At 70.2% G+C, this 12737-nt stretch carries 8 protein-coding genes; 5 read left to right on the top strand and 3 right to left on the bottom strand.

Features of this window, described 5'->3' with window-relative positions:
- Nucleotides 1-16 precede the first annotated feature (16 nt).
- A complete protein-coding gene (locus tag ACFVMC_RS10450; RefSeq protein ID WP_379208815.1) occupies nt 17-1081 on the bottom strand; it encodes a potassium channel family protein in 1065 nt (354 codons plus the stop codon).
- Between the two features lie 145 nt (nt 1082-1226).
- On the opposite strand from ACFVMC_RS10450, the gene ACFVMC_RS10445 reads away from it, so the two are divergent.
- Complete coding sequence (locus ACFVMC_RS10445) at nt 1227-1613, top strand: hypothetical protein (protein WP_379208814.1); 387 nt, start codon at nt 1227-1229, stop codon at nt 1611-1613.
- Here ACFVMC_RS10445 and ACFVMC_RS10440 read toward each other — a convergent pair.
- Both ACFVMC_RS10440 and ACFVMC_RS10435 read right to left on the bottom strand, forming a co-directional pair.
- Nucleotides 1576-5814, bottom strand: coding sequence for a UvrD-helicase domain-containing protein (locus ACFVMC_RS10440; RefSeq protein WP_379208812.1), 4239 nt, complete (start codon nt 5812-5814; stop codon nt 1576-1578). The two genes, ACFVMC_RS10445 and ACFVMC_RS10440, sit on opposite strands and share 38 nt — an antisense overlap.
- Nucleotides 5811-9683 (bottom strand): ATP-dependent helicase, encoded by a 3873-nt coding sequence (locus ACFVMC_RS10435; protein WP_379208811.1) that lies wholly within the window; start codon nt 9681-9683, stop codon nt 5811-5813. The genes ACFVMC_RS10440 and ACFVMC_RS10435 overlap by 4 nt, the downstream gene beginning before the upstream one ends.
- A gap of 193 nt (nt 9684-9876) precedes the next feature.
- Here ACFVMC_RS10435 and ACFVMC_RS10430 point away from each other — a divergent pair, with 193 nt between their 5' ends.
- The 4 genes from ACFVMC_RS10430 to ACFVMC_RS10415 are packed head-to-tail and all read left to right on the top strand — an operon-like array spanning nt 9877 to nt 12686.
- Entirely contained in the window at nt 9877-10773 is an 897-nt protein-coding gene (locus tag ACFVMC_RS10430) for a TolB family protein (RefSeq protein WP_379208809.1), read from the top strand.
- 45 nt (nt 10774-10818) lie between these two features.
- Nucleotides 10819-11595: an alpha/beta fold hydrolase gene (locus ACFVMC_RS10425; RefSeq protein ID WP_379208807.1), complete on the top strand. Its 777-nt coding sequence runs from the start codon at nt 10819-10821 to the stop codon at nt 11593-11595.
- A gap of 2 nt (nt 11596-11597) precedes the next feature.
- Nucleotides 11598-11906 carry an MGMT family protein gene (locus tag ACFVMC_RS10420; RefSeq protein ID WP_379208806.1) on the top strand — a complete coding sequence of 103 codons (309 nt, stop codon included), beginning with the start codon at nt 11598-11600 and terminating at the stop codon, nt 11904-11906.
- 27 nt (nt 11907-11933) lie between these two features.
- The gene (locus tag ACFVMC_RS10415; RefSeq protein WP_379208805.1) at nt 11934-12686 is read left to right on the top strand and encodes a VOC family protein; all 753 of its coding nucleotides are present in this window, start codon (nt 11934-11936) and stop codon (nt 12684-12686) included.
- Nucleotides 12687-12737: the final 51 nt, after the last annotated feature.

Genomic DNA, 12737 nt, shown 5'->3' with positions numbered 1-12737 from the left:
TAGCCCCCGCGTCGAATCACTTCTGCGTGCGGCGAATGTAGAGCAGTTTGTCGCCCGCCTCGATCGCGTCGACCTCCGGCTCCCCCACCCGCACCAGCGTCCCGCCGCGCACCACTCCCAGCACGATATCGCTGAGATGCCGTGGTGAACCGCCGATCTCGGACGCCTCCACCTCGCGCTCGGCGACCGCGAAACCCTGCTCCGGGGTGAGCAGGTCCTCCATGATCTCCACTACATTCGGCGTGGTGGTGGCGACGCCGAGCAGACGGCCCGCCGTCTCCGAGGACACCACCACCGAATCGGCGCCGGACTGGCGCAGCAGATGGGTGTTCTCCGCCTCGCGCACCGCGACCACGATCTTCGCGGCCTTGTTGAGCTCGCGGGCAGTCAGCGTGACCAGCACGGCGGTGTCGTCGCGATTGGCGGCCACCACCACCGAGGACGCGTTCTGCACTCCCGCCAGCCGCAGCACGTCCGAGCGGGTTGCCGAACCGTGCACCGTCACCAGGCCCGCGCTGGCCGCGGCGTCCAGTACGTCCGGATCGGTGTCGACGACCACGATCTCGGCGGGCTGCACGCCGTCGCCGAGCATGGCGTCGATCGCGGTACGCCCCTTCGTGCCGTATCCGACGACCACGGTGTGATTACGCACGCTGCGCCTCCAACGCTGAATCTTGAATGCCTGCCGGGAACGTTCGGTGAGCACGCCGAGAGTGGTACCGACGAGCACGATGAGGAACAGCACACGCAGCGGCGTGATGATGACGATGTTCGCCAGCCGTGCGGCTGGTGACACCGGGGAGATGTCGCCGTATCCGGTGGTCGACAGCGACACCGTCGCGTAATAGAACGCGTCCAGGAACGACAGCTCGTCCTCGGAGACGTCCCGATAGCCGTGCCGCCCGACATAGACCACGGTCGCCGCGGTGAACAGCAGCGCGATCGCGAACAGCACCCGGCGGATCAGCTGGGTCCACGGGCTCGTCTGCACCTCGGGGATCCGCAGCAGACCGACCAGCGCGAAATGCGGGCGGGCCGAGACTCCCCGCTTGTTCGCACTGTCCTCGAACTCACTCAACACCGGATTTACCACCCCTGACATCCTGGACGCTGTTCACGACGCACTCCGGCATGACATCTCGCTCCGGCACGACACGGGAGCCTACCGCGAGTTCGCCGGGTTGGGCCGACTCGACGGGAGGCGCTACGGGGTGTCAGGGTGGGTCATGGCTCAGAACGACACAGACAAGCCCGCCCTGGCCCTGGCCGCCCTGCTCGGTGGTACCGGGGTCCTGCACTTCCTCATACCCAAGCTGTTCGACTCGATCGTGCCGCCCGCGCTGCCCGGCAGTGCCCGGAGCTACACCTACGCGTCGGGCGTGGCCGAGATCGGTGTCGCCGCCGCGCTGCTCGCCCCGCGCACCCGCGGCCTCGGCGGGCGGCTGGCCGCTGTGTTGTTCCTCGCGGTGTTCCCGGCGAATGTTCAGATGACCTACGACGTGCTCCGGAACGAGAAGGCGCCGCGATTCCTGAAAATCGGTACCGTGCTGCGGCTTCCGCTTCAGATACCGCTGATCACGCAGGCGCTGAAGGTGAGCCGCCGGGCTCGGTAGGCGGCGGGGCCGCGGTGCGAATGAGCTCGGCCAGCTCATCCGGGCCCGGCAGCCTGGCGGGTGCGACAGTGTGGCCCGTACGCACGTAATGGAAAGCGGCACTGATCTTTTCGAGCATGGCGGCCTCGGTCGCCCCGGTGCGGATCGCCATCAGGCGGGCCCAGGCCAGGCGGTAGATGGCCAGCTGCATGGCGACCGCCGGCTCGTCGGCGGGGGTCGGGACCGCGCCGGTTTTCCAGTCGACGACCACCCAGCCGCCGTCCGGTGCGGTGAACACGGCGTCCATCCGCCCTCGGATGACCGTCCCCGCGATCGAGGTCTCGAACGGGATCTCCACCTCCACCGGGGTGCGATTGGCCCACCGTGAATTCAGGAACGCGTCCTGCATTCGGGCGAATTCGGCGTCCATGCCCGCGTCGGCGGTCTCACCCAGGCCGGGAAGCTGATCCAATCCGATCAGCCGCCGGTCACTGAACCAGCGCTGCACCCAGGCGTGGAACGCGGTGCCCCGCCGAGCCAACGGGCTGGGCGGGAACGGCAGCGGACGGCGCAGGCGTCGCGCGAGTTTCGCCGGATCGGCGCGCAGCTCCACCAGCGCGGTCGCCGGAATCTGCCCGGGCAGCTCGACCTCCTCCGCAGCGGCCTGGTCGGCCTCGAACTCGGCGAGCAAGGCATCGACGTCGGCGGCCCAGCCATCCGGATCGTCCGGATCGACCGGCGGGACAAAGTCGTCCGGTGGCGGGACGAAATCATCGGGGAGAGGCGCGAATTCGTCCAGAAGCGGGGGGAATTCGTCCGGATCGGAGAATTCCACCAGTGCATGGGGGAAGTCGGCCGGCGGGGCCATGTCGTCCGGCGGGGGTACGAACTCGTCCGGCAGGGGCACATCGTCCGGTCGGGGTGCGAACTCATCCGGCAGCGGCACATCGTCCGGTCGGGGTGCGAACTCATCCGGCAGCGGCACATCGTCCGGTCGGAGTCGCGGCTCATCCGACAAGGATGCATCGATATGCCGCGATGCGGAGTAATCCGCCGGGCTCACGTCCTCGGCCGATGCGGAGGCGGGCTCGGCACGCCGGTGTGGATGACCTCCAGCAGCGCGCGCGAAACCAGCTGGAGGCGACGGTATCCCACGGTCGGTAGCGGTGCCGTCCGACACGGATGACGGATGGTCTGCGGGCGGGCGGCCGGAATCCTCGATCGGCTGTGCGGTGTCCTCACCCGTGTTCGCGGCCTCGGGGCGTACGTAATTCGGGGGCAGTGGGACCGAGACGGCGGTCAGGCGGCCGCGTTCCCACGGCGTGGGCGGACTGGGGCGCTGTACGGGTTCGTTCAGCACGCGGCGCAGGTCCGAGGTCGGCTGCTGTCGCTGACCCGGCTCACTCGGAACCGGCTGTCCGCCTGGCGACGGTAGGTTCGGCTCGCCGGCAATCGATGCCGAACCATGGTCGGCCGATCGACCGGATTCAGCGTCGGAGGCGGCCTGCGCACGACGATCGCGGCCCGGCTCCGCGGATCCGCGGCCAGTCGCCCGACCTGCTTCAGGGGCGGGCCGGGCGGCCTGGGCGCGGAGTTCGGCGAGGGCGGTGCGGACCATGGCGGCGCCCTGTTCGATGGGGTCGCGGCGTGTGCCGAGGGGGTCACGGGGCCATTCGGCGGTGGCGGGGTTGTCGGTGAAGGGGTTGACGGCGTCGGCGTCGGGTGGGTCGTCCCAGCGGGGGACGTCGATGCCGTCGCCGGCCTCGGCGGCGTGTTTCAGCTCGAGCATGAAGTCGGAGGGGCCTTTGGGAGCGGAACCGGTTTCGGCCCAGTAATGAGACGAAACCAGCAGTACGCGTTCCGTTCTGGTGAGCGCGACATAGAACAGTCGACGTTCCTCGTCCACGCGCCGACGCTCCAGGGCGTCCTTGTGCGCCTTGACGGCGCGTTCCAGATCGGCGCGGTCGTAGAGATCACCGAGGTCGAGTACCGGGACCCCCTCGGCGGCATCCTCCTGGATGCGGTCGCCGCGCAAGGTGGTGGGTAGCTCGGCCAGAGCGCCGAGCCAGGTGCCCGATGCGGTCCCCGAGGGAAAGACGCCGCGCACCACATGCGGCACCGCGACGATCTCCCACTCCAACCCCTTGGCGGCGTGTACGGTCAGCACCTGCACCCGATCCTTGGCCACCTCGACTTCGCCCGGCTCCAAACCGTTCTCGACGGATTCGGCGGCCGCGAAGAACGCCAGCAGGCCGCTCAGCGAGGCGCCGGTGTCGGCGGCATAACCGGCGACCACCTCGGCGAACGCATCCAAATGCTCACGCCCCGCACCGGTTCCGGCCATCGCGCGCCGGGCCTGCGTCTCCACGCCCACACCGATTGTGCGTTCCACATCGGCGACGAGCTCGGCCAGCGGCTGCCCGCTGCGCTCACGGAGTGCGGCGAGTTCCCGGCCGAGCGCTTCGATGCGCGTGAAACCGGACTCCGAATAGTCCTCCGCGTCACCGGGATCGGCGATCGCGTCGGCCAGGCCGGCCTGCTCGGCCGGTTCGGGAGCCACCTCGCGCAGCGCCGCGGCGAGCGTGGCGCTGTCGGTGATCTCGCCCGAATCGCCGCCGGAGAGCCGGCTGATCGACAGATCACGGGCGCGACGCGCTAGCGCCGCAATATCAGCGACGCCGATCCGCCAGCGGGCGCCGGTGAGAATACGCATGGCGGCGCTGCCCGCGGCCGGTTCGGCGATCAGGCGCAGGGTCGCGACGATATCGGCGACCTCCGGCGTGGCAAGTAGACCGCCGAGCCCGACGATCTCCACCGGAAGTCCCTGCGCGCGTAGAGCTTCCGCGAGCGGTGCGGCATCCGCGTTGCGCCGCACCAGCACCGCCGAGGTCGGCGGCGGCTCTTCCGTCGCGCGCCGCGCCGCCCATTCCGCCGCGATCCGCTCGGCCACCCACTGTCTTTCCACCGCAACGGTTTCGGTGAGCACCAGTTCGACGACGCCCTGCCCCACATCAGGTTTGGCCCGCAGTGCGTCCACCTGGACGCCCCCGTCGCGCCGCAGCGGCTCGGCGACCAGATTGGCCACCGCGAGCGCCTCGGGCGGATTCCGCCAACTGGTCAGCAACGGCAGTGTCGGCGCGGGAACAGCGGGCGCACTGGGAAAGTCGGTCGCGAACCTGGGCAGGTTGGCCGCCGACGCCCCCCGCCACCCGTAGATCGACTGCATCGGATCGCCGACTGCGGTCACCGCCAGCCGCGCCCCACCAGCCGAGGCCCCCCGGGTGGACGCCGCCGGCTCCAGCGGCGGGGTGGGGGTGCCGCCGAAAAGGGCGGCCAACAGGACGCGTTGGGCATGGCCGGTGTCCTGGTACTCGTCGAGGAGGACCAGGCGGAAGCGAGCGCGTTCGGCGGCGGCCACCTCGGCGTGTTCGGCGGCGAGGCGGGCGGCGAGGGACATCTGGGCACCGAAATCGAGGGCGCCGCGGCGGCGCAGGGCCTCGGCGAGCCGGTGCACCAGCGGGAGCAGGGCGACTCGTTCCTCCTGCACCGCGAGGATGCCGCGCAGGGTTTGACTGGGGCCGCCGCGCTGGCGTGGGCCTGCGGGCAGCGTGTAGACCAGTTTCTCCAGCTCGGTGTGCGCCTCGGCGAGTTGCTCGGCCTCCACCAGATGCTCCGCGAGCTGACCGGACAGCGCGAGCACCGCCTCGGTGACCGATACCGGGGTGCGTTCGGTGTCCAGATCGCCGTCCCAGCTGCGCACCACCTGATGGGCGAGCTGCCACAGCTGGGTTTGCGTCAGCAGTGTCGCCGATGGTTCTACCGGCAGCAGCAGACCGTGTTCGGTCAGCAGCCGTCCAGCGTACGAGTGGTAGGTGCTGATCTCCGGTTCGGCGCCCGCCAGCTGGGCCCGCAGCTCCCCGGACGAATCCAGCTCACGTAGCAGCGGCGCACCAGCCAACCGCGCCAACCGCGTGCGGATCCGAGAAGTCAACTGCTGCGCCGCTTTTCGCGTGAATGTCAGCCCGAGCACCTGATCCGGCAGCACCAGCCGATTGGCCACCATCCACACCACTCGCGCGGCCATCGTCTCGGTTTTGCCCGCGCCGGCCCCGGCCACCACCAGCGTCGGCCCGGCCGGCGCCGCGATCACCGCCGCCTGCTCGTCGGTCGGCGTCGGCAACCCCAACGCCTCGGCCAGCTGCTGCGGCGATATCCGGCTCATTCGTCGGTCACCTGACGCCCGGTGTCCTGGACGGGGCAGCTGCCGGCGACGGCGCAATGGCGGCAGCCGTCGTTGCGCATGGCCAGGTAGCTGGGGCCGCGGGTGGCGGAGGCGGCGTCGTGGATGGTGGTGCGCCACTTGTCGAGAGCTTCGGCATCGAGTGGGGGTTGCAGGCGCTGGGTGGCACCTTCCTTGGTGCTGGGTTTGGCGACGTAGACCAAGCGGGCGCCGCCGGGTTCGACGCTCGGCGGAGCCTCGTCCGGTCGCTGATCGCTCGGATGATCGGCCGCACCAGCCGGATTCGACGCGTCGACGTCGGCCGACCGCGTCGGCGTGCTGTCCTGGTTGGCCGGATCCGGCTCGGAGTCGAGGGCGCCCAGGGCGGCGGCGACCTGGTAGGTAGCCAATTGGGCGTGGTCGAGTGCGGCCTGCTTGGTGATCGGGGATTTGCCGGTCTTGACGTCGATGATGACGAAGCGGCCCTGGGCATCGCGTTCGAGACGGTCGACGCGCCCGCGGATGCGGACCGGACGCTCCTCGGCGGTGCGGGCAGGAAGTTCGCAGTCGACCGGGATTTCGACACCGGCCTGGGTGAGTTCGCCGCGAGTATTGCGCACCCAGGCCATGAAGGTCTCCAGCATCGCCGCGGTGCGGCGCAGTTCTTGCCGGGAATGCCAGCCGGTGCCGGGATCGATAGCGCGCCAAGCTTTGTCGAGCGCCGCGCGCACCTGGGCCTCGGGGACCCGGCCCGCGAGCGCCTGCACCAGCGTGTGCACCAGATTGCCGGTGACCGCATGCGGATTGTCGCCGTCGGTGCCGCCGTGGCGTTCCAGCGCCCAGCGCAGCGGGCAGGTGCGCAGTAGTTCCACCGTCGACGGCGACAGCGCGACCGCGCCGTCGTCATCGGCCCACAACGTGTCCTGTGAGCTGAGATCGCTTGTGCCATACCAGTCTTCGGGATGTGTGCCGGGCACGCCGGCCTGGGCGAGCCGGGCCAGCTGGTGCGCGGCACGACCTCGACGCTCGGGATCGGCGTCGGGATCGCAGACGACGCCACGCAATTCGGCCACCAGCGAGTGCATGACCAGGGCGCGGCCCGGGTCGGCGATCGGCAGGACACCGGGTTCGCTGTCGTCGTCGTGGCCGAGGAGTTCGGCCAGGAAGCGGGACGGCACGAGATCTCGTTCACCCGAGACGGATTCGACCGCGGTGACGAGCAGCGAGCGCCGGGCGCGACTGCACGCGACCAGCAGCAGACGGCGTTCCTCGGCGAGCAGGGGCGCGGCCCGGCTGACCTGTGCACCCAGGTCGATCCCGGCGGTGAGGTCGACGAGATCCTCGGTGTGCAGCAGGGTGCCGCGCGGGCGGGTATTCGGCCAGATGCCCTCCTGCACGGCCGCAACCGCGACGACCTCCCACTCCCGGCCGGCCGCCGCGTGCGCACTGAGCAGCGCGACGGCCTCGCCCGGCGCGGTCAGCGGCGTGGTGTCCTGCGGAATCTCCTGCTGCACAAGGTATTCGACGAAACCCCCAATACTCGCGCGCGGCAAGCGGTCGACATAGGCGGCGGCCGCCTCGAACAGGCCGACGGTCGCGTCCAGATCCCGGTCGGCCTGCATGCCGACCGGGCCGCCGCGCTCGGACTGCGCGACCCAGCGCCGTTCCAGCTGCGAGGCGCTCCACAGCGCCCACATGACCTCCTCCAGGCCCGCGCCGCCCGCCCGGGCCGTGCGCGCCTGGGCCAGGGCGTCGAGCACCCGCCGCAGGGGTCTGGCCTCGACATCGGTGAGCTTGTCCACGAGCGGGTGAGCGATCTCGCCGATCAGCAAGCCGCGCAGCACTTCCGCGGACGACAGGTCGACGAGTTCCACGATATCGCCGCGGTCCGCCGGGGTTTCGTCGGTGACTCGCTCCGGCTCGGCGGGCGCGACCTGCGGGCGAGGACGCCTGCTGTCGTCCGCGTGCTCCGCGACCTCCAGCCCCCAGTCCAGATCATCGCCGTACCAGTCGGATTCGCTGACCCACTGTTCCGGATCGTAGGAACCCAGATCCGGATCATCGGAATCCGCCGCCCGGAGCGAATCGGACTCACCGGGTTCCGGTGCGGTATCCGAATCGCCTCGGAGCGAATCGGATTCGGCGATCAGGTCGGCGGCTTCACCGGGCACGCCCGGCAACTCGGGCCCGGCCGCATCGTGCGCGTCGAGGTAATCCTCGGGCGGTGGGCCGATTTCATCGGAGGGCGGCTCGTCGTCACGGTCCGGGGACTCGGTTCCGGCGCGAGCGGGTTTACGCTGCGATTCCAGCACCCCGCGGCGCAGACCGCGGCGCAGCCGCCGCAGCGTGATCTGGTCGGCGCCGCCCAGCGGGCCGCCCAGCAGGTCCAGCGCGTCGTCTGCGGTGAACAGCTCCGCGGCGGCCCGGCGGGAACGTTCCGCGGCGAGCAGGGCACGCAGGGCCAGCAGCATCCAGGCCGCCCCGCGCCGGCGCGCCAGCGGCAGATCGAGTGCGGGCTGCTGCACCGGAACACCGGCGGCGAGCAGGGCGCGCCGCAGCGGGGCGAGCGACAGCGGCACCGAACGCACGATCACCGCCATCCGCGACCACGGGACCCCCTCGGTGAGGTGGGCCCGGCGCAAATGGTCGGCGATCAGCGCGGCTTCCTTGGCGGGGGTGGCCAGGACCCGCACTCGGACCGTAGCGGCGTCGGCGTCGGGCTCGTCGGCGCGTCCCGGCAGGGGGAAGCGGTGCGGCGCACCGCCAGGCAACTTGGCGGCGACCCGAGCGAGCGCGAGGTGCACCGACGTACCCGAACGCTGATTGCGCCGCAGCACGACCCGGCGTTCGTCCGGCACGTCCAGGTCGGTGACGAAGCGGGAGTCCGCGCCGCGGAAGGTGAAGATGGCCTGGTCCGGATCGCCCGCGACCACGGCGGTGTGCGCGGCCGCGCCGATCACACGAACCAGTAGCGCGGCCTGTGGGTCCAGGTGCTGTGCGTCGTCGACCAGTAGATATCTGATGCGGTTACGTTCGGCGGCGAGGAGATTCGAGTCGGCGGCGAACGCGTCCAGGGCCGCGCCGACGAGTTCGGCGGCATCCAGCGCGGGCGCGGTGGCCTCGGGCGCCTCGACACCGACCGACCAGCGCAGCAGCATCGCCTGCTCGTAGCGCACCGCGAACCGGCCCGCCGCGACCCATTCGGTTTTGCCGTGCTCCCGCCCGAGCTCGATCAGATCCTCAGGGCCTATGCCGCGTTCGGTAGCCCGCAGCATCAGACCCCGCAACTGCTCGGCGAATCCGCCGAGGCCGAGCGCCGGCTGTAACCGCTGCGGCCACAGCGCGTCGTTTCCGTCGGCGATGTCGGTCAGGTCGCCACGCAGCATCTCGCGCAGTACCGCATCCTGTTCGGCACCGGTCAGCAAACGCGGCGGCGGGTTGCCGTGTACCACCGCGTGCCGCCGCAGGACCGAGAACGCGTAGGAGTGCACGGTTCGTACCAGCGGCTCGCGGGTGGCACCGGGCACGCCGCCGTCGGCGCCGCCCGGCCCGGTCAACCGCGCGGTGATGGCGTCGCGCACGCTGCGTGCCGCGGTCTTGGAATGCGTCAGGAGCAGCACCGATTCCGGGTCGGCACCGGCCGCGATCCGCTCGGCGGCCAGGTCGATCAGCAGCGCGGTCTTGCCTGTGCCCGGGCCGCCGAGCAGCTGCCACGGCTGCCAGCCCGGCCGCGGCGCCACCGGCCCGGCGTGTGCTTCGAACAGCGGGCGCACCTCAGCGCCCCAGAGCCGCGCCCCGGGTGTCGCTGCGTTCCGGCGAACAAGTCGCACCGCGCTATCCGATCGCACCACGCGGGCTATTGCAACAGACACGACCGACACACCGAACCACCACTCCGGAAGGACGTAGTCGATATCACTGTCACCGAGCGTTCACTCGCTGGTTCCGCAGGGCCGCGGAATCGAGTTGGGATGCCGTCGAGGATATCGGTCGGCCGAGCCTTGGTTTTTCACAGCGGCCCTGTGGGACGGTGCCCGCCGGGCCGGGTGCCGATAGGTTGGGCGCATGGGAGAGAGACGAAGCCGGTTTCTGGGGGTCGCCGCCATTTCCGTTGTGCTGGCGGGGCTTATCGTGGGGTGTGGATCGGCGGAGGAAGCCTCGCCGGGGCCCGGGCCGACACCCGCATTGCAGCCCGTGCGGTCGGCGAAGATCGCGTTCGATGATTCCGAATCGGTCTTCGTCATGAATCCGGACGGTTCGGGAGTCACCAAGATCGCCCCGGGCACCGATCCGAGTTTCGCGCCCGACGGCACCACACTGGTGACCGGCGGCGGCTGGATTTCCACGGTGTCGGTGGACGGCAGCGGCCTGCGCAAACTCGCCGAGGGCGGATACACCCCGGTCTTCTCCCCCGATGGCACGCGGATCGTCTTCGTGCGCGGGGGCGATCTCTTCGTGATGAACGCCGACGGTGCCGACCTGCGTAAACTCGGTGATCTGCCCGCACCCACCGGGCCCAATCAGGATTCGTCCCGCAGTCCCGCGTACTCGCCGGACGGTTCGAAGATCGTGTTCTGCCGTGGCTCGGCGATCTGGGTGATGGGCGCCGACGGCGCCGACGCCCGGCCACTGCTCGCCGACAAACACTTCAACAGCGATCCGGTATTCAGCCCTGACGGTACGACGATCGTCTTCGCCAGCAATCGCGGCGGCAAGAACCGCTCCGAACTGTACGAGATCGACGCCGAGGGATCCGCGGTGCGGCCGCTGACCGACGACTGGACGGTGGGCCCGGCCTTTTCCCCGGACGGCGCCAAGATTCTCTACACCCTGGCGCGCAGCGCGCCGGACAGCGGTGCCGAGATCTGGGTCATGAACCGGGACGGCAGCCAGCCACGTCGGCTCACCGAACCGAGTCAGGTTGCGCAGCACCCCAGTTGGGGCGCCGACCCGAATTCCTGATCCCCGCAGCGTGCGGACCTGGGATCCAGCCGACAGAATAGGCGGGTGTCGAGATTGCATGTTCATCGGTTCGGACCCACCACGGGCCCCGTGGTCCTCGCGCTGCACGGGCTGACCGGGCACGGCCGGCGCTGGGCGCAACTCGCCGAGGAGTACCTCGGCGACGTCCGCGTGCTCGCGCCCGATCTGCGCGGGCACGGACGCTCGACCTCGGTGCCGCCGTGGGATTTCGAGACGGTCGTCGCCGACCTGGTCGAGCTGCTGGCGGCCGAGACCACCGCCCCGGTGCTGGTGGTCGGTCACTCGTTCGGCGGAGCGACCGGGCTGCATCTGGCCCGGCGCTACCCGGAGCTGGTCCGCGGGCTGGTGCTCCTCGATCCCGCGATCGCGATCGATCCCGACCTGCTGTTCGACATCGCGGAGCGCGGCATCACCCACCCCGACTACGCCGATGTCGAGGACGCCCGTCAGGACAAACTGGCCAGCGCCTGGTACGAGGTCGAATCCCGGCTACTGGAAGCCGAACTCACCGAACACCTGGTGCCGACCGCGACCGGCCGGGTCGGATGGCGCATGAGCCTGCCCGCGATCACGTCCTACTGGGGGCAGCTGGCGCGCGAGTATGTGCTGCCGCCCGCCGAGGTGCCGACCGTGCTGGTGCAGGCGATGAAAGTGCAGCCGCCGTTCGTGACACCCGCCTTCCGTGCCGCGCTCACCGCGCATCTCGGCCCACACCTGACGGTGCACGAGTTCGACTGCGATCACATGGTCCCGCAGGCACGCCCCGCCGAGACGGCGGCGCTCATCCGGGCGGCGTTGTAGCGATGCCCACCTCCGACGCGCAGATCGAATCGGTTCGCGCTCTGGTGGCGCGGATCCCGCCGGGCCGCGTCGCTACCTACGGCGATATCGCCGAGGCGGCCGGGCTGTCCACGCCACGTACCGTCGGCTGGATCATGCGGACCGATTCCGCCGACCTGCCCTGGCACCGGGTGCTCGGCGCGGGCGGTAAGCCCGCCGCACATCTCGCCCAGCGCCAGCTCCAGCGGCTCGCCGAGGAGGGCGTGCCGATCCGTGCGGGCCGAGTCGACTTGCGTGGCGCACGTTTCCGGTTTGCTGAACTTCCGGATTAGCCAAGCCGATCACGCTACCGTTATCGAATGTCCACTCGACTGGCGTGTGTCGTGTTCGAGGCAGACCGACCACGAGCGATCGCGGATTTCTGGGCCGAATTACTCGGCTGGGTGGTGACGCTGGACCGGTCCCACGAGGTGGATGTGGCGGCGCCCGACCCCGCAGGGCTGGACATCGCCCTGACCTTCCTACCGGCCACCCGCACCAAGCTCGGCAAGAACCGCATCCATCTCGATCTGGCCAGCCGATCAATGGATCATCAACGCGTACAGGTGGATCGGGCACTGTCCCTGGGCGCCCGCCGGATCGATATCGGCCAGGGCAGCGTGCCCTGGGTCGTTCTCGCCGATCCCGAAGGCAACGAGTTCTGCGTCCTCGAGCCCCGCGAACACTATGTCGACACCGGTGCGGTGGCCGCCATCGTGGTCGATACCCATGATCCCGCCCGGCAATCCGAGTTCTGGGCCACCGCCTCGGGCTGGCCGGTCGCTTACACCCGCCCCGAGGTGGCCGGGCTGCGCTCGGCCACCGGTCTGGGCTGCTGGCTCGAATTCGTACGCACACCGGATGAGAAGTCGGGCCGCAATCGACTACGGCTCGAGCTCGCCTGCCTGCCCACCGGCAATCCGGTCGACGATGTGCGCCGGCTACGCGCGGCCGGAGCGACCCCGTTGATCACGGCCGAACCGGAGTTCTCGACCGACGCCTTCACCCTCGCCGACCCCGAGACGAACGAATTCAGCATTCTGACAACCACTTCCGATTACACCCCGGTCTGACCGCACGCCACCGCCGACCTGTCGGTTCCTCGACGATGAGCTGTGGCGGCG

Source organism: Nocardia sp. NPDC127579, assembly GCF_042672005.1.
Lineage (GTDB): Bacteria > Actinomycetota > Actinomycetes > Mycobacteriales > Mycobacteriaceae > Nocardia.
The sequence above is the reverse complement of the archived record's forward strand: the minus strand, read 5'-3'. Positions and strand labels throughout refer to the sequence as shown.